The following is a 24,265-nucleotide window of genomic DNA, read 5'->3' on the forward strand; positions in this document are numbered from 1 at the left end:
GAGAGCGTTAGCGCACTAAAAAGCACCAAGTTGACCGATTATAGCAAGTTGGTATAATCGGTGATTACGCCATCTATGCCCAACTGTTTTAGCTGGGACATTTCTTCGGCAGAATTAACGGTCCAGGGAATTACCTTCACGCCGTCTGCATGGGCACTTTTCACAAACGCAGCATCAACCATTTTCGAGTTTGGACTGATAATAAAAGGCTTGAAGCCTAAATCGGCTATGTTTTCAGCATAGGTTTTCTTGTTAGAAACCAAAAAAGAAGTTTTAATATGCGGATATTCTTTGTTGAGGATCTGAATGGTTCGCTTATCAAAAGATTGGATCACTACATACTGCTCTATTTTTTTCGCTTTAACGACATCCATCAACAGTTTCACGAAAACAGCTGGCTCCGGATTGGTTACGCCATCGCCTTTGGCGCTACATTTTGTTTCGATATTATAGAAGTACTGCTTTTTGTTTTTGGTTTTGATTTCATGCTGTACGCTATCGATCAAATCTGCCAAAAGAGGAATGTAGGTCTTTACTTTTCTTTGCTGAGGGAAATCCTTATGAAATTTGGTACCAATATCGAAAGCCTTCAACTGCTGGTAATCCATCTGGAAAACATTGTACTTCTTAGCATCCGACACCGGAATTTCCTTTCCATCGGCGGTAAGCATAAACCCAGGGCTTAAATAATCATCGTGCGTAACCACTACTTTTCCGTCTTTGGTAATATGGGTATCCATTTCCAAAGTGGTTACGGCCGGATAATTCATGGCATCTTTCATCGCCAAAATAGTGTTTTCAGGCACTAAGCCCCTACCTCCGCGATGAGCTTCGGCACTAAATTTCGGAAAGTCGGTTTTCTTAGCGTTTGGTGCTTTTTGTGCAGAGCAGGCGCTAAAGGCCGCAAATAAAACCCCCAGGGGGAAAACTATTTTATTCATTTGAACAGGTCTTTTATTTTGAGGTTTAAGATAACTTTTTTTCTGCGGCAAACTGTTCGCCAAAACGGTCTGTTGCGACTATTTTTACGGTTTTTACTGCTGAACTGCAATGTGTCATGAAAAGGTGCTCGGTCCTGGTAGGCTCGGCAAAGGGCCTACTGGCGGGTAATTTATCACCCAGATATAATCTTACCGATTCTGGATCAAAGCCTTTCATCATCTCCATTGGCGTTGATACCCCATCTAAAAAGCACTCTACTTTCCATTCAGGATCATAGTTCCATACATTGGCAATGATACGATTGTTGCCCGTTAAGGGTTCAATATCAATACTTACCTGGTGTTTCCTATCAAGTCCAGTCCCCTTGTAATACCACTTCAATTTCTTTCCCGTTACTTGGTAAACACCGTAACCACGAGGAGTCCCGTCGCTGCAAACAGGTCCTGTCCACCAAGCCCCACAAACTGCCCCATGATTGTGCTCAAATACACCATCGCGGATAACGTTGCGGTTGTAGTGCGTATGACCAGACATGACGTGTACATTGGTAAAGCTCCTTAAAAGGTCATAAAATGCCTGGTTGTTTTTTACACTGTTGTGGATGGGGATATGCACATTGATAATTACCAGGTTGTCTTTTGGTACATGCTGGAGATCTTTCTCCATCCATGCCAATTGGTCTTCCGTGATGTAGCCATCATATTTACGATCTTCGCCCAAATACCTTACATCGTCCAAAACAATGTAGTGGGCCCTTCCCCTGTTAAAGGAATAGTAAGTTGGGCCGTAGTATTTTTTAAAAGTCCTGTCTGAAGTATCGTCTCCACCTTGGCGGTAATCCATATCATGGTTGCCTATACATTGAAAAAACGGGATGCCCATTTGCTCTACCGCTTTGTTGTAGTCGTCAAAAAGAGGAAGGTTGTCCCAAACCAAATCACCTACCCCAATGCCGTGTACCAGCTCGTTGCTTCCTATTTCCTTGATTAAGCGTTTCACATCCGGAACAGATGTCTCCATCATTTGGGCCACATCTTTCTTGTTTTTAACCTGCGGATCAGCCCAAATGATAAAATGGTGTTTATCATCGCTTTGCTTAAGTTTTTTCAACTTGAAATTGATCTCGTTACGAGCGCCCAGGTTTTCATATTGCCTGTTAACACTACCTACATCGGTTTTAAAATCATAACCGGAAGGGGTACTCAAAAATAAAAATTCCGATTTTTCATTGAGCTGTAAGGTATATCGCCCGTTGGCATCGGTTTTAACTACAGCAAAGCCATCAGATAGTACTACATTGGCAATTGGCTGCTTTCCATCGGTTACGGTGCCACTAATGGTACCACCATGGCTAAGTTTTTTGAAAGCGCTGGATTTTAAGCTCACGACCATTCCGGTGGCCAGTAACCCAAATCGCTCTAAGAAAATTCTACGGTTCATTACACTACGCGTTAGCTAGAAAAACAACAGCCAACCTATTTTTCTGGCTGGCCGTTGTCTTCACAATTATTTTTTCTAATTTTCTAAAACTGTTATCCCAGTTCCTGTTTCTAAGGTACTTATGGTTGCGCCCACACTCATCGTTACATTATTCAACGATCTGCCAGTTCTCCATCTACCCGAGTTCGCATCATAAATTCCACCTAGCCTTACAAAGCTGCCTCCCGTAGGATTAGCCTGTGTAGCCTGAAATCCGAGCCTGTTCGTATTGGTGCCATTAGCGAAGAAAGGTTGTGCCTGTCTGGATGAAGGATTGATCGTGGTATAGTAATCCGTATTTGTAATTCTATATCCTACTGCTGGGGGACCTGGCGAATAAACATTTCCAGAATTGGCCGTAGACCCGCCATACATCATCACATCCAAAGGAACCGTAGTAGCGGTAACTGTAGTACCTTCAAATACGGCTATACCCGCTATGTTACCACTATTAGCCAATAAATTTGCTGTAGCGGCACCAAAATCGGCGCCTGGGTTACTGGCATAATTCACCGAAGCGATCCACTTGGCACTCGAAATATTAGTAGAGCCTGCGCCCCAAATCAATTTGGTAGTTCCTCCAACATAGAAAAACTGGCCTTTGGTAACTGTACCGGAAGTCAAATTGATCTTATAAGTACGTGCAGCACCCGTAGCCCAACTATTTACCGGGAATGGATTAGTAGACCCAGCATTATTGGTCGTTACCACAGAAAAAGGTGTAACCGAAAAATCTATATCCTTAGTAGCCATAAGCTGGATATATTCATATTGGGCTGATGCAGAAGCGTCGGTACCTGGAGGATCAGGCAAATAGCCCGTAATGATTACAGGCGAAGGCTTGATCAGAGGCAGCTCAAAGGCATCGTCAGCGGTACGCATCCAAAGCTGCGCCTTTTTCACATTGTTTTCTGTCTTAAAATAAACTACTCCGGTAAAATTGGCGCTGGCAGGCAGCTGGTTGGCAGCAAAACTTGCATTGGCTTCGGTATGCAAGGTAGCTCTCCCAAATCCATCGTTAAAGGTTTTATCCCCTGCAAAAGTTTCTCCTGTTGTAGGCTCTGGCTCCAATACCGTATTACTCACGGTAAGCAAAGTGTTTTCATAGTTACCAGGTGCAGCCATTAATTGCGCCACATTAACCACTGGTATTTTGAGGGGCCTATTTGCGCCTACTTTATTAACGGCACTTGAGCTTACGCCGGTAATTTGCAATATGCCGTTAACCCTCTTTAAAACTCCCCCTTCAACTTTCACATGAACAGAGTCGCCTAAGGCAAATTTAGCCGCATCATTGCCAATATTGATGGCCATCCCACGCACAGAGTCGATATTGGCCCCGCCTACCAACCTTGAGTTTTGCACCACCAGCAATCCAACTGGAGAATTACCTGCAGAAAAATCCGATACCACTACACCTTTTACAGAAGTAGCTCCTTTCATCAGTTCAGCAGTTAATGTCAAATCCGTTTCCTTGAATGCTTTTTTCAAGTCAAAATTTGATATGAACGGGCTTACTGATCCAGCAACGTAGTCGCTATCTCGTTTACAGCTTAGCATAGCACTTACCGTAACTACAACTAATCCTATATATTTAAATGTCTTTTTCATCATCGTACAAATAGTAATCGTTAAGGTTTTTGCCACCAAACTTGCGTATTGATTAAATCAGGGCCTTGATTTGCAATGGCTTTTTTATAATTATCGGGATTTGCAGACTGTGTGATGGTAGGATAAAACAACCTGGCTGGCATAACACCTCCATTGGACAACCCTGGCCCCTTAATCAAGAAGGGATACGAAGTACGACGATACTCGAACCATTGCTGGAAATCAACCAAAAACAATGCGTAATATTTTTGCTGGTGAATAAGCAACATCTTACTCATTGTACTGGCATTGGCACTATTAAGTGGCAAGGCGTCATTCCATTCTATGTCTGCCGCATCAACATAGGCCAGTACAGCAGGATCGGTAGCACCCCCGGCCATGATATTAGGTATCCAATAATTAATCGCATCAGCAATGCCCTTATTGTAGTAAGTTTGGGCACTACCACTAATCCATCCTTTTGCAGCCGCTTCTGCCAAGATAAAATCAACCTCTGCGCAATTCATGATAATACCGGTATATGGATCTGTTTGCAGCGTTAACACGCCATTTTGACTTTGTGAAGAAGTTGCCGAATAGAAATAGGACTCTTTTTCAGGTTTAGTACCTGAAGGATAGCCACTAGGCACACCAGCAAAACCACTGGTTCCAGGCGCAATCCTAAAACGATTGATACCGTTTGTTCCATACGATGGCAAAATACGCGGATCATTCCAAACCAATAAGTTATTGATGAAAAACTCGCCTAGCGCAGGAACATAAAAGTCGTTTCCACGTACACTTGCCATAAACGGCGAAGTATAAAGAGCAGAACTGATATTTGAGCCCGTCCAAAGCAATTTGGCCGTGTGCTGATTATTCTGCATAATGGGATAGTTGGCCGGATTAGTATCAACCATTTCTTTGATTTTTGCAATAGCCGAAGCCGACACCTCGGTTTTACCCGAAACGCGAAGCAGCAATCTTAAATACAAAGAGTTTCCCAGCCTGCGCCACTTGGCCACATCGCCATTGAATACAGGATCACTGGTTGCAACAATTGAGGTACCGTCTTTAAGCAGGTTATTTGCTTCTTCCAACTTTTGGAACATTCCCGAATAGATATCTTTTTGTTTATCAAAAGCTGGCTCGTAGTTACCTTCCCTACCAGAAATTGCCTCTGAATATGGCACGTCCCCGTAGGTATCCGTCAATAAAGAGAATATCCACGATTGAACGATTAAAGATATCCCCTGATATGATTTATTTAATTTGTTCGGCTGACCGGATATTTTATATATATCGGCAATATTAGTCAGATTTATGTACCAGTTGTTCCAAGTGTTGTCGGCTACGTTCCTTCTAATATCGTATCTAAAAATCTTCCCTTCAGCATCACTAATATCAACAGTTACCTGCATCAACTCATTATTTAAGTTACGGTTGCGCAACATGTTGGTTGACATCAAATTCACCAAAGTTGGGGCCAATAACTGACTTGACTCTACGGTAGGCTTACCCAGAGGATCCGTATTTACCTCGTTAAAGTCTTTCGTACATGAAAACATCGAAAGACAAAATGAAGCTAAAAATGTATATATGATTGTGTTCTTTTTCATAACTATTAAATTAAATACCTACCACTAAACGTACGCCATAAGTTCTAGTAGATGGCAACTGGCCAGTCTCAAAACCTTGCTGAATATCAGAGCCTGCTAAAGTACCAAATTCTGGGTCAAAGGCAGGCCATGGCGACCATATAAACAAGTTCCGTCCGTAAACGCCTAAAGTCATTCTGGTAAACCCTAGTTTTTTCAAAAAGCTCTTGTTAAATGAATAAGTGATGTTGGCTTCTCTAAATTTAAGATAATCGGTACTAAAAATACCACCTTCTGCCTGGTTATAGTAAAGTGAGTTATAATACTGTTCTATGTTGGTTGCTACCACATCATTTGGCCTATAAGCATCTATATAATTACCATTAACATCCTTTAACTGAACAACTCCGGTTCCAACAACACCATTATACCTGCCCGGTAGGGTAATGGTTGATTTGCCCAAAGACGCCATACGCGCAAACGTGAATGAGTGTCCAACAGCTCCAAGCTGCGCATCAAACAACACATTTAAGGTTAATTGTTTGTAGGTAAAGCCCGTTCCAAAACTAAACCTAAATTTAGGGATCGTATTTCCCAAGTACATCACGTCTGCTGTAGGTCTTGCAAAGCCAGTAGTGTCGTTAAAAACGATTTGGCCATCAGGCGAACGTAAAAACCCAGTTCCATAAAGGTCGCCCATGCTTCCCCCTACCTTGGCCACCACCTGGCCTGCATTTCCAAAACCTCCGGTACGAAGCACTACAGAACTATCCGCCAATTCCTTGATCTTATTTCTATTGGCTGTGAAAGTTCCATTTAAGGTCCAGCTAAAATTCTTTGTTTTGATAGCCGTAGCATTTACCGCAACCTCAAGGCCTTTATTATCTACACGCCCTACGTTAAAAACCCCTACGCTATAACCGGTAGATCTATCAATAATCCTGTTAAGGATTTGATTTTTAGTATTACCAGTATAGGCCGCTATATCAAAATTTAAACGATTGTTAAATAATTTCAAGTCCAGCCCCAATTCTATGGTGGTTGTAATTAATGGTTTTAAGTTAGGGTTTGGTAAAATGGTTGGGTTGGTCATTACATTACCAGGATACACATTATTAGCTGCAATCAGATAATTATACTCCGTACGATAAGGCACGGTGCTTCCACTACCAACCTGTGCCAGGGACGCTCTAAATTTCGCAAAGCTTATGGCTTTAGGCAGCTTCCAAAAATCAGATGCTATAAAAGAGAAACTTGCGGATGGATAAAAGAAACCCACATTATCAGTACGGGTTAAAGTAGCTAATGTACTATTCCAGTCCTGACGACCCGTTAAATCCAAAAATAAATAGTTTTTGTAAGAAAATGAAGCCGCCGCATAAAAGCTGTTGATTCTAAAGCGGGCCGTATCAGGTACATATACCAGAGAATTAATATTATTGTCCAGTCTGAAAACCCCGGGAACTTTAAGTCCATCTGCGCGTACTTCTAACCGGTTATATTCGTTACGCATTTGACTACCTCCAAAACTAGCTGTCATATGAAAATCTTTATTGAATTTCTTGTCATATTTCAACATAAAATCTGCATTGATTTCATAAGAACGGATATTTGATTCCCGATACGATCCTTGTGCAAAGATACCACCCGAAGAAGTATCCCAAGGGCGCAACGTTCCGCGTGTATCCTTGTTGTAATCTGCCGAAGCCCTAACCATCAAGCTAAGTTCGTTGGTGAACTTATAATTGGCCTGAATATTACCCAACCAACCGTTACGTCTTTGCGTATTTAGATACTGTTCTGATATCGCATACGGACCTTCCGGAAAAGACGTGGTTAAATTTACAAATTGCTGTTGCTCTTTTCCCGTAACCCAATAATCTCTATACCAATCTGTATTGATATTAGGCTGTGCAAAAATGAACCAATACATCAACGACTGGTTTCCATAACCAGTTGCAGGCAGGTTATCACTATTTCTGTTGCTATATTGGGCTTTAAAGTTTAGGCTTAATTTTTTGGTGATGTTTGTATTTGCATTCAAGGAAACATTTGTTCGTTCCAGTCCAGTGTTTGGCACGATCCATTCATTGCTACCATGGCTGGCAGTTAAACGTAAACCAACTTTTTTATAGGTACCGTCCAAACTTACCGAGTTCATCGATTCGAATCCTGTGATAAAAAACGCGTCAACCGGATCTTTGTAAGCTACCCAAGGCGTAAGCGATGTACCGCGTGTTTTGGTTGCAGGATCATACTGATAGAACTGATAGCCATCCGCGAAAGCGGGACCGTAAGTAGAACTTGTGTTTGCCACACCAAATTGATAAGAAGTAGAACCATAAGTTCCGGCTCCATATTCGTTTTGTCTTTCTGGACCACGATTGACATCTTCCCAAGAGCTATTGGAGGTAAAAGATATGCCCAGTGTTTTTCTGTTTTTTTGAGCAGACTTAGTAGTGATCAAAATAGCACCGTTAGCGCCTCTTTGACCATAAAGTGCTGAAGCTCCAGGCCCTTTTAACACTGTTACCGACTCGATATCATCAGGGTTTAAATCGTTCAAACCACTACCATAATCCACAGGCATGATATCTCCAGAAGTGCCATAAACCCCTCCACCGGTAGCAGCAGTTCTTTTTGAGCTACTCGATGCCACCACACCATCTATCACAATTAACGCCTCATTATCGCCGGTTAAATTGTTTTCACCACGCAAGATAATTTTATTAGAAGCAGCTGGCCCGCTATTACGCACCAGGTTCAAACCAGCAACTTTTCCCGACAGAGCATCGGTCCAGTTACTTGCAATGGCATTGGTAACCTGGTTGCTATCAACCGTAGTAACCGCATAACCTAAGGCCCTAGCCTCCCTTTTTATGCCTAAAGCCGTAACTACCACTGTATTTAATTCGTTGGTAGATGACTTCATGCTGATCGCAACACCGGTTTGCGCATTATCAAAAGTTCTGCTAACCGTTGCATAACCTATCATTGTGAAACTAATTGTTGCACCTTTTGAGATATTAATGCTAAAATTACCTTTATCATCCGTTAGCCCAAGTACTTTCCTGGTATTATCGGTAATACTAACACCTGGTATACCTGTACGGTCACCATTGTCAACCACAGTACCTTTTACCGTAATATTTTGTGAAGTAGTTTGTGCCACGGCTTCAAGCATCGTTAAAACTTGAAAAAGCAAAACAAATAGAAATGTCAATCCACTTACATTTCCATACGAACGCTTTTTTAAGGTACCGATTACAGAAAGCTGTGACTGCGGTTTGCTTTCGCTTTCCGCGGCATGTGGGCACATGCAAGCTTTGTGAGTAACTGTTTTGTTCATAATTAATTTATATCGGGTTATTTACTAGTTTCAATTATAATTTATCCCGATTGCCGCAAAACTAGGTCACCTTTGTTAACTATATATTAACTAGAGGTTAACCTATTTGAAACAATTCGCAATTACAATTTGTATTATTTTATTCAAATATAGAATAATAAACAATAAATAAAAACAAATTGAAACTAAAGATAATTTATAAATATCCAAAAAAAATATAAAAAAGGCCTAAATTAAGCAGTTAGCGCAATAAAGGCCTGCTATGGATGTTCATTTAAAATAAAAAGTATAGAAATATAGAGACACGAGCAACAACTCGAAAACAAACAAAACAAAAAAAAGCGCAATGGTATATTGCACTTTGATAGGATATCGGTTTAAATGGCTAGACCATCGTAACCGTAATACCCAAACCTTCTAAATGGTTAATCATTTGCTGAGAGATGCCTTTATCCGTGATGATATGGTCAACATCCTCAAAACCACATATTTTACCAAAGCCCCTTTTGCCAAACTTTGTAGAATCGGCCAGCACCACCACTTTTTGGGAAACCTTGATCATTTGCCTATTTAAATGTGCTTCCATGGCGTTGGTAGTGGTAAAACCGTGCTCAAGGTCAATGCCATCTACCCCTAAAAACAGGGTGCTAAAATAAAAATCCTGCAATACCTGCTCCGCATAAGCGCCCATCACCGAAGATGAACTTTTCCTTAGCAAACCACCCAACTGGATTACCTCAACCTCCGGATTGCGCAAAAATTCTATAGATATATTTAAGGAAGAAGTTACCACCGTTAGATTAAGGCCAGTTGGAATGTTTTTGGCGAAATACAACAAGGTAGTACCCGAGGCAACCACTATGGAATCGTTCTCTTTCAGCAACTTGGTTGCCGCAATCCCTATCTTGTTCTTTTCGTTCGACTGCATCTTCTCCTTTTCGTTTACCGGACGATCAACCGCATATGGATTGTTCAAGGTAGCGCCACCATGAGTCCTGAAAAGCAAGTTTTTATCTTCCAGCAACTTTAAATCCTTTCGAATAGTCACCGAAGACACTTTCAGCTCCTTACAAAGCTCCACAACATTAATATATTGATCTTGATGGATACGATTAAGTATAAATTGATGCCTTTCGGCAAGCGTCATGCTCATAGCGTTTACATTTAATCGCAAGTTAATAATTAATACAAATACCCTCATCATATTTATTGCAGAAAAAATATTTTTAGCAAAGTATTTATTATTTCGATTTTGATTACTTATAATTGCTTATTGTTTCGTTTTATTACAATTTAACTATGCAAAGAATACACAAACATAACCTAGTTGACAAATCCGAGTGGGACATCATTATTATAGGCGGAGGCGCAACAGGTCTTGGAACCGCATTAGATGCTGCCAGCAGAGGATTAAAAACCTTGTTGGTTGAACAGGCAGACTTTGCAAAAGGAACGTCAAGCAGAAGCACCAAATTGGTTCACGGCGGGGTTAGATATCTAGCGCAGGGCGACATCGCATTGGTAAAACATGCACTGAAGGAAAGAGGCTTAATGCAAAAAAACGCTGCCCACCTGGTACATAAAGAGGAGTTTCTCATCCCTTGTTATGATTGGTTTTCTGTTGCCAAATACCTTATCGGACTGAAACTATACGATTGGCTTGCGGGCCGCTTCAGTTTCGGAACTTCGAAGTTTTTCTCTAAAAACGAAACTTTGCGAATTATGCCAGGAGTTAAGGAACATGGCCTTAAAGGTGCTATCCGATATTTCGACGGACGTTTTGATGATGCAAGACTGGCCATCAACTTAGCGCAAACAGCCAAAGAACAGGGTGCTACCTTGATCAATTATATGAAAGTGACCAATTTGATTAAGAACAATGATCAAATCATCGGTATCACCACCATCGACACCATCAACAACGAAACCTTTAACCTATACGGCAAAGTAGTGATCAATGCCACAGGTGTATTTGTGGATGAGATCCTACAGATGAGCAATGCCGAGGCCAAAAAGACTGTTAGACCAAGCCAAGGTGTACATATTGTTTTAAAAAAGGAATTTTTGAATAGCGATTCTGCGCTGATGATTCCAAAAACATCCGATGGAAGGGTTCTTTTTGCGGTACAGTGGCATAACCATTTATTGGTAGGCACCACCGACACCCCTTTAGATGAACATAGCCTGGAACCCAGGGCACTGAAAGAAGAGACAGATTTTATTTTAAATACGGCGGCAAGCTATTTCAAAACAAAGCCTACGGAAAGCGATATCTTAAGTGTTTTTTCTGGGTTGCGCCCACTGGCCGCCCCTACCGACGGCAATGCGAACAGCACAAAAGAAATTAGCAGGGACCATAAATTAATGGTTTCGGCAAAAGGCCTTATCACCATTACCGGAGGCAAGTGGACCACTTATCGCCGCATGGCTGAAGAAACGGTTAACCTGGCCATTAAGGAAGCAAAACTACCAACAACCGCCTGCAAAACAGTTGATTTGCCCATTCACGGCTGTAATGAAAGCACCGACCATAACTACCTGAACATTTACGGAACGGACCGGGCAAACATTGAAGCGCTGACGAAACAAAGGCCGGAACTGGCCCAAAAGCTACATGCCGATTTCCCTTACACTTTTGCCGAGGTAGTTTGGAGCGTTAAAAACGAAATGGCAGAAACGGTAGAGGACATTTTGAGCAGACGACTAAGGGTGCTGATCATAGATGCAAAGGCGGCCATAGAAATGAGCACAACTGTAGCCGCTATTATGGCCAATGAAACAGGTGCCAGCAAGCAATGGGAAGATGAACAAGTAGAATCTTTTATTAAATTAGCAGAAGGATATACCTACAAAGCAAAAAATAAGAAAGAAAATCCGGTTTTAACGGAATAAGCTTTCCAAACCAATATATAAACTATGAGCAATTATATCTTATCTCTTGACCAAGGGACCACAAGTTCACGTGCCATTATCTTTAATCACAGTGGCGAAATAATTGCCATAGCCCAAAAGGAATTTACGCAGATATATCCTGAGGCTGGATGGGTTGAACATGACCCGAACGAGATTTGGTCAACACAGTTAGCCGTTGCCACCGAAGCTATTGCCAAAGCTAATTTAACCGCCACCGATATTAAGGCCATTGGCATTACCAACCAGCGGGAAACAACCGTTGTTTGGGATAAACGTACCGGAAAGCCCGTTTACAATGCTATTGTTTGGCAAGATAGGAGAACTTCTGAATACTGCAATTCAGTCAAACAACAAGGCTTATCTCAAACAATACAAGGGAAAACTGGTCTAATCATCGATTCATATTTCTCAGCCACCAAGGTTAGATGGATTTTAGAAAATGTGGAAGGTGCCAGAGAAAAAGCAGAAAAAGGAGAATTGGCCTTTGGCACCATAGACAGTTGGCTAATCTGGAATTTAACTGCGGGCAAAGTTCACGTTACTGATGTAAGCAACGCTTCACGTACGATGCTTTACAACATCCATTCGCTATCATGGGACGATGATTTACTAACATGGTTCGGTATCCCTAAATCTATGCTGCCCGAAGTGAAATCATCGAGTGAAGTTTACGGTACTACGGCAGGGAACATCCTGGCTGCACAACTTCCCATTGCTGGCATTGCCGGCGACCAACAGTCGGCCTTGTTTGGGCAAATGTGCACACAAACCGGAATGGTTAAAAACACCTACGGAACGGGCTGCTTTATGCTCATGAATATTGGCAAAACACCCAAAACTTCCACCAACAACCTGCTTACCACCATCGCATGGCAAATTAATGGCGAAGTTAACTATGCCCTAGAAGGCAGTATTTTTATCGCTGGCGCAATTGTACAATGGCTAAGGGACGAACTGGGCTTGATTGAAAAATCAGCAGATGTGGAGTTGCTTGCGCAACAGGTTAACGATACCCAAGGCGTTTACATTGTTCCGGCCTTTGCCGGATTGGGAGCACCCTATTGGAACCAAGAAGCCCGAGGCACCATTACCGGAATTACCCGTGGCACTAACAAATCACACATGGCTAGGGCTGCTTTAGAAAGCATTGCCTACCAAACCATGGATGTTTTAAACGCCATGCAGGCTGATGCTGGCACTCCTATCTCGGAACTAAGGGTAGATGGCGGCGCAACAGCCAACAACCTATTGATGCAGTTTCAGGCTGATTTATTGAACTGTAAAGTGGTACGTCCAGCAGTAACCGAAGTAACGGCCATAGGTGCTGCCTACTTAGCGGGGCTAGCCACAGGTTTTTGGAAAAACATTGATGAAATCAGATCTCAGTGGCAAGTGAACAAAGCCTTTACCGCTAATGCAAACCTCGACAACAGCAAGCGCATCAGCGGTTGGAAAAAAGCCGTTAGGGCTGCCATTGCAAATACGGAGTAATAGCCAGTTCACAACTGAATGTTTTAGCTGGCACATTTTAACAATCAACCAAATAACCAGTTCATACAACTAACCAATTCTTATGAACATTTACGCTTCAGAATTTATAGGTACAGCCATCATGATTTTATTAGGAAATGGTGTAGTGGCTAATGTGGTACTAAAAGAAACCAAAGGTAACAACAGCGGTTGGATAGTAATTACAACTGCCTGGGCATTGGCCGTATTTGTAGCAGTGGTAATTGCCGGCCCGCACAGCGGAGCCCATTTAAACCCTGCTGTAACGTTAGCCTTGGCCATTACAAATACTTTTGAATGGGCCAAAGTACCTTATTATGTACTTGCACAACTAGGCGGCGCCATGACGGGCTCTTTATTGGTGTGGCTTTTTTACAAAGATCATTTTGATGTAACGGAAGACAAAGGGCTCAAAGCAGCCCCTTTTGCCACTGGACCAGCCATTGCCAATAAAGTTTCAAATTTGTTTTCTGAAATTGTAGGCACCTTTGTACTGATTTTTGCGATTTTTTACATTACCGGAGGTGAGTTGGGCAGTGATAAAACCCCCATAGGTTTAGGCTCTGTTGGGGCACTTCCTGTAGCTTTTTTAGTTTGGGTAATTGGTTTGAGCTTAGGTGGAACTACCGGTTATGCGATAAATCCTGCGAGAGACCTGGGCCCTCGAATTGTACACAGCATCATCCCTATGAAAGGAAAGGGCCACAGCAATTGGAGCTACGCTTGGGTACCCGTTATTGGTCCAATAATAGGCTCCAGCTTGGCCGCATTGCTCTATCTGTTTCTAAAAATCAATTAACGTGCTTGCGTATTTCTTCAAAAAGATCATCTGGATGGAAAGGCTTGGATAGGTAGCCGTTCATTCCAACTTCGAGTACCTCATCTACCACTTGGCTATTTACGGTGGCCGTAAGTGCAATAATAGGTGTACGGGCTTTTTGCGGATCAGCCAAGCCCCTAATTAATTTAGTGGTTTCGTAGCCGTCAAGCTCGGGCATGTACAAATCCATCAAAATGAGATCGTAATCATCAACGGCAATCATTTCCAGGGCCATTTTCCCATTTTCGGCCACATCCGGACTGATCTCCATCCTATTGAGTGTTTTACAAATCACCAGGATGTTCACCGCATTATCTTCTACTACCAAAACCTTCAATTTCGACAAATTAGCAGACTTGCCCTCCTTAACGGCACTACTTTTCACGTCGTCGGCAGCATCCTTTCGGTAAGGAAAAACAATATCAAAACTAAACCTTGAGCCATTTCCAATACTACTTTCGATTTGTACTGTTGATTGGTATAGCTCCAACACTCTTTTCACAATAGGAAGCCCCAACCCAGTACCACCATAATTTCTCGTGGTACTTACAGAAGCCTGTACAAATTCATCAAAAATACCTCTTTGCCTGCTTTCCTCTATCCCAATCCCCGTATCCTCCACCAAAAACCTTATCTCAACACGCTCATTCCTGATTGCCAGTTCGCTGCAACTTAATTTCACACTACCCTTTTCGGTAAATTTAACCGCATTATTCAATAGGTTTAACAATACCTGCGTAATACGAGTGGGATCACCTATTAATATGAGCGAACGCAATGGCTCTGATACTTCAAAAGTAAAATCAAGCTGTTTTTCAGAAGCTTTTAGCTTTGTTGCAGCATAAATGTTCTCTATTAAATCATAAAGGTTAAAAGGTGTACTTTCCAACTCTACCACATCCGAATCAAGCTTGTTAAAATCTAAAATGTCATTCACCAAAGCCAGTAAATTCTCTGCTGAAAATTTAAGTACCGAAAGCGTTTCTTCTTGATCTTTACGGGGTTCTTGGTGCAACAACACATTGGTTAGCCCTATCACTCCATTTAATGGGGTCCTAAGCTCGTGCGACATGGTCGACAAAAACCTCATCCGCACATTAGAAAGTTCCTTGATTTCTTCAATGGTCTTGTTCAACTTCGCATTAGTACTATTAAGCTGGTTTTTTGTTTCTGTTAAAGTGGCGATATTTTTATTAAACACCTTGAAAAAGAAGTAATGCAAAAATGCAATCGCAAAAAAATCATAGATTAGAACATAGATATAAATAGGCCTGGCAACCACCTGTGGACCAGCGCCTAAAAAGAAATAATCTTTACTGAAAAATGCAGCATCAATCAGTACCGGGGCAATATTAATCACTGCATAAACCCAGCCTACCTTCGAACCATGCATGTAAAAACCAAAGGCACAAGCTAACCAGATATATTGTAAAGTGGCCGCGTTAATCCCCTGTACATAAATCAAAATATTTGCCCACACCCCTATCACCGTAATCAAAATCAGCACAATGTGCGACAATATTCGCCACACATTAAAAGTGTAATGCACATATAGGGTTACAACAGCTAAAATGGAAATGACAATTGCCCTAATCAGTTGGGGAATCTGTCCCGTGTAAGCATAAGCAACGGTTAGTGATAAACCGAAAAAGAAATAGGCCATCACCAGATAAAATAACATCTGAGCACGAGCTTGATTGATTGGGTCGCTTTCGCGGGCGGTTATTCTCTCAATAAAATCTTTTACAAGAGGCATGGAGGTAAATTTAGTGTGTCAATCAATAATACGAAGCTTTGAGGTAAAATCCATCATATTGCACACTTAATTGACAAAAAATAAATAATCAACTAAATTTAGGCCAATTATTCGGCCTCATGGAGATGATATTTCACCTGCGGATCATATATTTCTATCTCTCCTAAACCTTTGCGATAAACAAGCCAAGCGATCCAAATAATTAAAAGAACCGTACAAAAAATGGAGCCTTCGATACCAAAATCGCCGCCAGAAAGATAAGCTGAACCCACGGGGGTGGCTTTTACCACTCCAGGCATTTCATTGCCACTTACACGATAACCAAGAAGTATTCCCTGAGTAAAATTCCATCCAAAATGAATGCCGATTGCCCAGAAGATGTTTTTCTTTTGCAAGGTGTAAATGCAGAATAATGTTCCTGCCAATGCAATATTAAGCAGGCCTATAGCAGTGGTATTTGGGTTTCCAAAATGTGCCAGTGCAAATAGTACTCCGTTAAAAAAGATAGCGAACCACAAAGGATACCGCTCAGCGCAGGCGAATAAGGGATATGCCCTGAAAAGTAATTCCTCAAAAACAGCTATCAACAGAAAATAAACAAAGTACAGCAATATGGCCAAAACCGCCATGTTTTTGAAACTAAAACTAACATTCCCATTAAAATAAAGTACTGCGGCACAAAGCAACATAAATATTAACCCAAGGGCAGTACCTTTAATGAAAGCACCAAGTGCTCCTTCCCTTCTCACAAATACCACGTAAAAATCCAGATAGGACAAAATCCTAAAAATCATTAAGGAAGCGCTTATCACTACGATGACCAAGCTTAACTGTGCCGAAATATCGGCCATAAGTTGGTTTGGAGCCATAGGCAAAAAGCCCAATTGTGCCACTAGCCCAAAAGGAAGGACACAAACAAAACACAGAAAAATAAACAGCGTAATCCTAAATACGGGCGCCAGGTAGTAGAAAATATTATTTCTCATGCGCAAGTGCTTTTTAACAACTTCACTACAGTTTTATCTGTTCTAAAAGTAACATCATCTTCGGTAAGCTCATTAATTTTCTTCCACCTAAAAGACTGGGCCAATCCCTCATCAAAATCAAACGCTTCAGCTTTAAAATTGAGCTGCAATGTACCAACTGGCTTAACCAGATAATAAATACTGATCACCTGGCTTTCGTTAAATGAAGATTTTTCGTAAAAATCTGTGGTATAAAAATGGCGGTCAACCGCTATTTCGGCATTACACTCCTCCATAAATTCACGTTTTAGGCCTTCAATTAGCCCCTCGCCCAATTCAAGGCCGCCTCCAGGAAATTTGGTAAAGTACATGCCCACCTCAAATTCATCACTTAATAAAACCTCTTGATCTTGGTTAATCAGCAATCCGTAAACCCTAATATTAAAATAGCTCATTTATTGAAAATGCTTTTGGTTTTTGGTAACGTTTTCCATATTCCACTTTATTTCGGCCCTAAAAGCCTCTGCCCTAACCGGGCAATCCTGCATTTTGCAGTAATGGCAACAGGCGGGCAAACATGGATCGGCATGAATAAACAGCTCTGTTTGATGATCAACAGACTGATTAATGAGCTTATCTATAGCCGATATTTCCTGATGAACGGTATTCAAATCAAAATAGTATGGCAAGGTTACATGGCAATCAATATGGAGGTCGGCACCGTATTGCTGCGCCCTTAAGTTGTGCACGTCAATCCAACTGGGCTGCCTATTTTGCTGCAAAATTTCTACCACCTCCTCAACCAGCTCTAGGTTACTTTCATCCATCAAACCACCTACCGATTTACGGGTGAGTTTATAGCCATTAAACACAATGTAAATTCCCAGGAGAACGGAAATAACGCTATCCAACCATAAAATTTGGGTTAACTGAATAATAATGATGCCCACCACCAAACCTGCACTGCTCAAAGCATCGGTCAGTAAATGTTTGCCATCAGCTTCCAAGGTTAACGACTTGTTAGCTTTCCCCGTTCTGATCAGAAAAAGCCCCACCACAAGGTTAATCAGCCCGGTAGCAGCAATAATAAGCGCACCGTTGTACAAATCACTTACCTCGTTCCCATAAAACAAGCTGTACACTGATTTGCCCAGGATAACCACGCCTGCAACGCAAATGAGTATTCCTTCTACAAAAACCGAAAAAAACTCAACCTTTCCATGTCCATAAGGGTGATTTTCATCTTTTGGCAAAGTGGTTAAGTAAATGCTATAAAAAGCAAAACCGCTGGCCAGTACATTTACGATGCTTTCCGCGGCATCGGTTAAAATAGCATTGGAGTTTGTGATGAAAAATGCGGTAAACTTAGCCAGCATCAATAAAATGCTTGTACACAGCGATATTAATATGGCTCTTTTATTAGTTGTCAAAGCTAGCTCGTTTTACGCTCCAAAATTACGCTTAAATGTATTAATTCCCACAAAAAACATGGTTTGTTTTGCCCAAGCGAAAGAAAAAGATTTTTTGCGACCAAGCAAACAGCTGGTACCTTTCCTTGAAAAAAAGCATATTGTCAATTTATCAACAAAATCACACAAACATTAAACAAATGCCATTAAAATACATCTTTTATTAGGGTGTTATAAATAAGGTTTCTATATTTGTTATCTCACAAAAACATCATGAGTATTTTATCAGACAGAATAAATAACCTTTCAGAATCCGCTACGCTAAAAATGACCAAACTTGGTCGCGAATTGGCTGCAAAAGACGTAAATGTAATTAGTTTAAGTGTAGGCGAACCAGATTTTAACACGCCAGAACACGTTAAAGAAGCCGCAAAAAAAGCATTGGACGAAAACTATACCCGTTACTCTCCGGTACCGGGCTATCCAGATTTACGCCAGGCCATTGTAAACAAGCTAAAAACCGAGAACAATTTGGATTATGACATTTCTCAAATTGTAGTTTCTACTGGCGCTAAGCAGTCTCTATCGAACGTTATTTTAACCTTAATCAACCCTGGCGACGAGGTGATTATCCCCACGCCATATTGGGTTTCTTATTCTGAAATGGTAACCCTTGCCGAGGGGAAATCTGTTTTCATCAATACTTCTATCGAAAGCGATTTCAAAATCACACCAGCGCAACTGGAAGCTGCCATTACCCCAAAAAGCAAGTTGTTCATGTTCTCGTCGCCAAATAACCCAACGGGCACCGTTTACAGCAAAGATGAATTGGCTGCTTTGGCAAAGGTATTTGAAAAACACCCTAACATCTACATCCTTTCTGATGAGATTTACGAGCACATCAACTTTGTTGACAAACACGAATCAATTGCTCAGTTCCCAAGTATTAAGGACCGTGTAATTATCGTAAACGGTTTTTCAAAAGCTTTTGCCATGACCGGATGGCGTTTGGGCTACATTGCAGCCAACAAGGAAATTGCCGCTGCAAACGACAAGCTTCAGGGCCAAACCACCTCCGGAACCTGCTCCATTGCACAACGTGCTGGCATAGTAGCTTACGAGCAAGGATTAGACACCGTAAATGAAATGAAAAAAGCTTTCGCTCGTCGTCGTCAGCTGGTGTATGATTTGTTGAAGGATATCCCAGGTGTTAAAACCAACCTGCCCGAGGGCGCTTTTTATTTCTTCCCAGAAATCAGTTCGTTCTTTGGTAAAAAAGATGCAGATGGCAACGTGATTAAAAACTCTGCCGACTTAGCGCTTTACCTGTTAAACGTAGGCCACGTGGCTACCGTGGGCGGTGATAGTTTCGGAAACGACAATTATATCCGCTTGTCTTACGCAGCTTCAGACGAGAGTTTGGTAGAAGCCTTAAGAAGAATTAAAGAAGCGCTAGGAAAACTGAGCTAGCAGCATTTCTCATAAAATAACAGGAGAGTCTCGGTCAATGCCGAGGCTCTTTTTTGTTTGAAAAGCAATTGCATCGCCCTTATCTCCCGAAAGTCGGGCTATTCGTTTCAAGTCCTCATTGCGCTGCGCTTCATTGCGGGCTTTCCACTGCTATCCCGTTTAATAAACAACTGTTCCTATTTCAAAAGCCCAAACGTTATCTCTGCAAAAAAACAACCAGCATCATAAAACCCTCAAAATAGCCAACAGCAAAATCACGTAACTATTTATTATATTTGTACGTAATATCAATAAAAACATGAACACGAAGCTAACATTAAACATTAACCAGCATGTAGTTGAAGAAGCCAAGACTTACGCTAAAGAAAACCATGTTAGTCTTTCAAAGCTTATCGAAAACTATCTTCACTCCCTAACAAAAAAAAATAAAGGAAAATCTAAAACCACTCCTCTGGTTGAAAGTTTAACGGGCGTTATCAAACTAAACGACAAAGATCATAAAGCAGCGTATTCTAATTATCTAAAAGATAAGTACAAATAATGGATAGAATATTTGTCGACACCAATATTGTTATTGATTTACTTGCCAAGCGTGAAAAATTTTACGAAGCGGCCCAAGAGCTATTCTCAAAATCAGATAGCAAAGAAATCGAATTGTACATTTCAGCACTAACTATAGCCAACACGCATTATCTATTAGCAAACACGTACAAAGCAGATGATGTCAGAAAAATCCTTATCAAATTCAAGTTACTTGTAAAGGTCTTACCTATTGATGATAAAATATTAGAATTAGCTTTGGCATCTGATTTCAAAGACTTTGAAGATGCAGTACAATATCATACTGCATTGGAAAACAACATAGATATCATTCTAACGCGTAATAAAAAAGATTTTAAAAACGCCGTTCTTCCAATCTTAACGGCAAAAGAGTATTTAGAACTTAACAATTAATATTCATCTTTAAAAAAACATAGGCTAGCTCCTAATTGCCTCTACGGGATCTAACCTCGAAGCTGAATAAGCTGGCCAAAAACCAGAAATAATACCAATGATTACCGAAACCCCAATGCCCAATACAATATTACTCATATAAAGAATCACTTCTACATCGGCCAGGTTGGTGACGACTACCGTAAGAAGATAAACCAGTGCCAAACCACATAAACCACCCATTAGGCACAGCACTACCGATTCGAAAATAAACTGTAGTAAAATAAAGTAGTTTTTGGCACCCAAAGATTTTTGAATACCGATAATATTGGTACGCTCCTTCACCGAAACGAACATGATATTGGCAATACCAAAACCGCCCACCAAGATAGAAAAACCGCCAATAATCCAACCGCCCCAATTGATCGCTGAGAACATCACATCCAATTGATTAGAAAGCATGGTTGTTTTGTTCAACGAAAAATCATCTTCCTGTCCAGGGCTTATTCGTCTAACGGCACGCATTTGTCCCTTCAGCTCGCTCTCTACCTCCTCCAGGCCAATGCTCTCTTTCCCTCTTACCGTAATCTGCGGGTTATATCTTTCATTATTAATGTCAAAAATACCTTTGGCAAAATTCATGGGGATCAGCACATTTTTATCTTGCGACATGCCCATCATATCCTCGCCTTCTTTTTTGAAAACGCCCACCACAGTTACCCGCCTGCCCATTAACTTAATTTGCTTCCCAACCGGATCGTCGCTTCCAAAAAGCCCTTCGGCAATTTCAGCGCCCATAATACAAACCGGGCTTCCCGATCTGCTTTCATTTTCCGTAAAATAACGGCCAGCCTGAAACTCTAAGTTCCAAGTACGGTCGTATTCCTGTGTTGCGGCATTTAAAGTAGCCCCTTCTACCGAGTTACTCCTGTATTTGATGGTCCTGCTGCTGGCCGATATTTCAAAACATACCCCTTGTGCGCTTTCCATCCGCTCCTTTAACGCCAAATAATCCCTGTACGACGGTTCCGGACGGTTTACATATTTCCACCAGGGATAGTTATCGCCGAAAAGCCAAGGCCATTTTTGCACAAATAAAGTATTGGAGCCTAGTTTATCTACACTGGCCTGTATTTTATTACGCATGGTATCTACCCCAGTAAATACAGCAATAATGATAAAAATACCAATGGTTATCCCCAAAAGGGAAAGCGAAGTCCGCAATTTGTTCTGTCTAAGAGCGTCCCAGGCAAACCTAAAACTCTCGCCAATAAGTCTAAATACTAGCACCATAATCGTTAGACCAAATGTAATCAAAAAGGTTACACCTATTACAGCTTAAAAGTAAAAAGGCAAATACAAAAGTGTTGTAAACCATTTATAGCAATCAGTTGTTAAAAACATCTGACGCATGGCTTACTTATCTACTGATATTTAATTGCAAATACAGAATATAATTTAGTAAATTTGCGCCCTAATTTACTGTATCTAAAGTATGAAATAAGTAAAATACGTGCCTTGTTGATAAGGCACGTGGTTTTCAAAGCAAGTTTCATCCGGCAGGTAAAAAACAATATAAATTACAAATGAAATTATCTCAATTCAAGTTCAATCTACCCGACTCCCTTCTGGCTTCTGATCCTGCCGAAGAAAGAGATGAAGCACGTTTAATGGTTCTACACAAAGATACCGGTAAGATTGAGCATAAAATCTTCAAAGATGTTTTAAATTATTTTGACGATAAAGATGTAATGATCCTTAACAACACCAAGGTTTTCCCTGCCCGTTTATATGGCAACAAGGAAAAAACTGGTGCTACCATAGAAGTATTCCTATTGCGTGAACTGAACAAAGAGTTACGTTTATGGGATGTTTTGGTTGATCCGGCACGTAAAATCCGCGTAGGCAATAAATTATATTTCGGAGATGACGACCTATTGGTTGCCGAAGTTGTTGACAATACGACTTCGCGTGGCCGCACCATTCGTTTCCTATTTGATGGTACCGATGAGGAATTCAGAAGAAATGTTGAAATTTTAGGGGAAACACCTCTTCCCAAATACATTAAGCGTAAAGCTACCGACATGGACAAGGAGCGTTATCAAACGATTTTTGCTAAACACGAAGGTGCTGTTGCTGCCCCTACCGCTGGTTTACACTTTAGTAGGGAATTAATGAAACGCCTTGAGCTTAAAGGAATCGAATTTGCTGAAGTAACTTTGCATGTTGGCCTAGGTACTTTCCGGCCTGTAGAGGTTGAGGATCTAACCAAGCACAAAATGGACTCTGAACAGTTTATCATTGAGCAAAAGGATGCCGACATCGTTAACAAGGGAATTGAAGATAAAAGAAGAATTTGTGCCGTAGGTACTACCTCTATGCGTGCTATCGAATCTGCGGTTTCGGCGAACAAAACTTTGAAAGCTGCGAATGATTGGACCAGCAAGTTCATTTTCCCTCCTTATGATTTTAGCATTGCTAATTCCATGATCACCAATTTCCACACTTCCGAATCTACGTTATTGATGATGGTAAGTGCCTTTGGCGGCTATGAGAATGTAATGAACGCCTACGAAGTAGCTGTAAAAGAAAAATACCGTTTCTATAGCTATGGCGATGCGATGTTGATAATTTAGATATTAGTATCGAGTATCAAGTATCGAGATATACATAATGGCTCGATACTTGATACTCAAATCCTGATACTAATAATTAAAAAAATGAAATTCTACGCAATAATTGTAGCTGGTGGTTCAGGCAAGAGGATGCAATCTACGATAGCCAAACAGTTTTTATTGCTTAATCATAAGCCTGTAATGATGCACACATTACAGGCTTTTCATCTTTCTGAAATCCAACCTGAAATTATATTGGTCCTTAACAAGGCCGACCATCAATATTGGAGGGATTTGTGCCTAAAGTACCATTTCGACATTCCACATACTTTGGTAGAAGGCGGAAAAGAACGTTTTCATTCGGTAAGGAATGGCTTAATGTATATCAAGGAGGATGGCGTGGTAGCGGTACACGACGCTGTAAGACCTGTGGTTAGCCACAGTTTAATTACCCAAACGTTTAAGGAAGCTCTGGAAATTGGAAATGCCATACCTTGTGTTAAACCCAGCGACTCGGTAAGAAAACTCCAAAACAACGTGAGCAAGATCGTTAATCGCGATAAACTGGTACTGATCCAAACGCCACAAACTTTTGATTTGGAACAGTTACGTACCGCTTATCAACAACGTTTTTCTAAAAAATTCACCGATGATGCTTCGGTAGTTGAAGCCGCTGGCTTTCCAATTAATTTGGTAGAAGGCAGCAGAAACAATATTAAAATTACCTTTCCTGAGGATCTGGAACTGGCTTCTTTCTTGTTGAAGCATAATATCCCAGGTTAGCACTAACGCTGTCGTCATTTCGATGAGTTTAAAATAAAAAGAACTCCCATCACACCTGATGTCACCCTTTCAGGATTGTTCGTTCTATTGGACGCACCACAGTCCACAAAGCAACAACCTAAGCCCGAAGGACT

At 41.1% G+C, this 24,265-nt stretch carries 19 protein-coding genes; 8 read left to right on the forward strand and 11 right to left on the reverse strand.

Annotated features, from left to right (window positions below):
- Window positions 1–38: 38 nt before the first annotated feature.
- The 6 genes from DUT71_RS05785 to DUT71_RS05810 all read right to left on the reverse strand — a co-directional run bounded on the left by DUT71_RS05785 (window position 39) and on the right by DUT71_RS05810 (window position 10,105).
- Complete coding sequence (locus DUT71_RS05785; RefSeq protein WP_113661645.1) at window positions 39–941, reverse strand: glycerophosphodiester phosphodiesterase family protein; 903 nt, start codon at window positions 939–941, stop codon at window positions 39–41.
- Window positions 942–966: 25 nt separating this feature from the next.
- Window positions 967–2,382, reverse strand: a complete 1,416-nt coding sequence (locus DUT71_RS05790) for a calcineurin-like phosphoesterase C-terminal domain-containing protein (protein WP_113661559.1) — start codon at window positions 2,380–2,382, stop codon at window positions 967–969.
- A gap of 75 nt (window positions 2,383–2,457) precedes the next feature.
- Window positions 2,458–4,035, reverse strand: a complete 1,578-nt coding sequence (locus DUT71_RS05795; protein WP_113661560.1) for a DUF5689 domain-containing protein — start codon at window positions 4,033–4,035, stop codon at window positions 2,458–2,460.
- A gap of 17 nt (window positions 4,036–4,052) precedes the next feature.
- A complete protein-coding gene (locus DUT71_RS05800; protein WP_113661561.1) occupies window positions 4,053–5,630 on the reverse strand; it encodes a SusD/RagB family nutrient-binding outer membrane lipoprotein in 1,578 nt (525 codons plus the stop codon).
- A gap of 10 nt (window positions 5,631–5,640) precedes the next feature.
- Window positions 5,641–8,958, reverse strand: a complete 3,318-nt coding sequence (locus tag DUT71_RS05805; protein WP_240186867.1) for a SusC/RagA family TonB-linked outer membrane protein — start codon at window positions 8,956–8,958, stop codon at window positions 5,641–5,643.
- 385 nt (window positions 8,959–9,343) lie between these two features.
- Entirely contained in the window at window positions 9,344–10,105 is a 762-nt protein-coding gene (locus tag DUT71_RS05810) for a DeoR/GlpR family DNA-binding transcription regulator (protein WP_113661646.1), read from the reverse strand.
- A gap of 152 nt (window positions 10,106–10,257) precedes the next feature.
- On the opposite strand from DUT71_RS05810, the gene DUT71_RS05815 reads away from it, so the two are divergent.
- From DUT71_RS05815 to DUT71_RS05825, 3 genes are all read left to right on the forward strand, one after another.
- The gene (locus DUT71_RS05815; protein ID WP_113661563.1) at window positions 10,258–11,850 is read left to right on the forward strand and encodes a glycerol-3-phosphate dehydrogenase/oxidase; all 1,593 of its coding nucleotides are present in this window, start codon (window positions 10,258–10,260) and stop codon (window positions 11,848–11,850) included.
- Window positions 11,851–11,874: 24 nt separating this feature from the next.
- Window positions 11,875–13,362, forward strand: coding sequence for a glycerol kinase GlpK (glpK, locus tag DUT71_RS05820; protein ID WP_113661564.1), 1,488 nt, complete (start codon window positions 11,875–11,877; stop codon window positions 13,360–13,362).
- 82 nt (window positions 13,363–13,444) lie between these two features.
- On the forward strand, window positions 13,445–14,179 hold the full coding sequence (locus DUT71_RS05825) for an MIP/aquaporin family protein (protein ID WP_113661565.1): 735 nt from the start codon (window positions 13,445–13,447) through the stop codon (window positions 14,177–14,179).
- Here the strand turns inward: DUT71_RS05825 and DUT71_RS05830 are convergent.
- The 4 genes from DUT71_RS05830 to DUT71_RS05845 all read right to left on the reverse strand — a co-directional run bounded on the left by DUT71_RS05830 (window position 14,172) and on the right by DUT71_RS05845 (window position 18,351).
- The gene (locus DUT71_RS05830) at window positions 14,172–15,956 is read right to left on the reverse strand and encodes a response regulator (protein WP_113661566.1); all 1,785 of its coding nucleotides are present in this window, start codon (window positions 15,954–15,956) and stop codon (window positions 14,172–14,174) included. The two genes, DUT71_RS05825 and DUT71_RS05830, sit on opposite strands and share 8 nt — an antisense overlap.
- Before the next feature lie 107 nt (window positions 15,957–16,063).
- Window positions 16,064–16,942, reverse strand: a complete 879-nt coding sequence (locus DUT71_RS05835) for a CPBP family intramembrane glutamic endopeptidase (RefSeq protein ID WP_113661567.1) — start codon at window positions 16,940–16,942, stop codon at window positions 16,064–16,066.
- Entirely contained in the window at window positions 16,939–17,376 is a 438-nt protein-coding gene (locus DUT71_RS05840; RefSeq protein ID WP_113661568.1) for an NUDIX domain-containing protein, read from the reverse strand. Before DUT71_RS05840 ends, DUT71_RS05835 begins: the two co-directional genes overlap by 4 nt.
- Window positions 17,377–18,351, reverse strand: coding sequence for a cation diffusion facilitator family transporter (locus tag DUT71_RS05845; RefSeq protein WP_113661569.1), 975 nt, complete (start codon window positions 18,349–18,351; stop codon window positions 17,377–17,379).
- Window positions 18,352–18,603: 252 nt separating this feature from the next.
- Between DUT71_RS05845 and DUT71_RS05850 the strand changes: the two genes are divergently transcribed.
- The 3 genes from DUT71_RS05850 to DUT71_RS05860 all read left to right on the forward strand — a co-directional run bounded on the left by DUT71_RS05850 (window position 18,604) and on the right by DUT71_RS05860 (window position 20,754).
- Window positions 18,604–19,800 carry a pyridoxal phosphate-dependent aminotransferase gene (locus DUT71_RS05850; protein WP_205313853.1) on the forward strand — a complete coding sequence of 399 codons (1,197 nt, stop codon included), beginning with the start codon at window positions 18,604–18,606 and terminating at the stop codon, window positions 19,798–19,800.
- A 298-nt stretch (window positions 19,801–20,098) separates the two neighbouring features.
- On the forward strand, window positions 20,099–20,341 hold the full coding sequence (locus DUT71_RS05855) for a DUF6364 family protein (protein WP_113661570.1): 243 nt from the start codon (window positions 20,099–20,101) through the stop codon (window positions 20,339–20,341).
- Complete coding sequence (locus DUT71_RS05860; protein ID WP_113661571.1) at window positions 20,341–20,754, forward strand: type II toxin-antitoxin system VapC family toxin; 414 nt, start codon at window positions 20,341–20,343, stop codon at window positions 20,752–20,754. The genes DUT71_RS05855 and DUT71_RS05860 overlap by 1 nt, the downstream gene beginning before the upstream one ends.
- Window positions 20,755–20,778: 24 nt before the next feature.
- Here DUT71_RS05860 and DUT71_RS05865 read toward each other — a convergent pair whose 3' ends face one another.
- Window positions 20,779–22,023: an ABC transporter permease gene (locus DUT71_RS05865; RefSeq protein WP_205313865.1), complete on the reverse strand. Its 1,245-nt coding sequence runs from the start codon at window positions 22,021–22,023 to the stop codon at window positions 20,779–20,781.
- 296 nt (window positions 22,024–22,319) lie between these two features.
- Between DUT71_RS05865 and queA the strand changes: the two genes are divergently transcribed.
- Both queA and DUT71_RS05875 read left to right on the forward strand, forming a co-directional pair.
- The gene (gene queA, locus DUT71_RS05870) at window positions 22,320–23,369 is read left to right on the forward strand and encodes a tRNA preQ1(34) S-adenosylmethionine ribosyltransferase-isomerase QueA (protein ID WP_113661573.1); all 1,050 of its coding nucleotides are present in this window, start codon (window positions 22,320–22,322) and stop codon (window positions 23,367–23,369) included.
- An 84-nt stretch (window positions 23,370–23,453) separates the two neighbouring features.
- A complete protein-coding gene (locus DUT71_RS05875; RefSeq protein ID WP_113661574.1) occupies window positions 23,454–24,131 on the forward strand; it encodes a 2-C-methyl-D-erythritol 4-phosphate cytidylyltransferase in 678 nt (225 codons plus the stop codon).
- Window positions 24,132–24,265: the final 134 nt, after the last annotated feature.

This window comes from Pedobacter nanyangensis (assembly GCF_003313505.1).
Lineage (GTDB): Bacteria > Bacteroidota > Bacteroidia > Sphingobacteriales > Sphingobacteriaceae > Pedobacter > Pedobacter nanyangensis.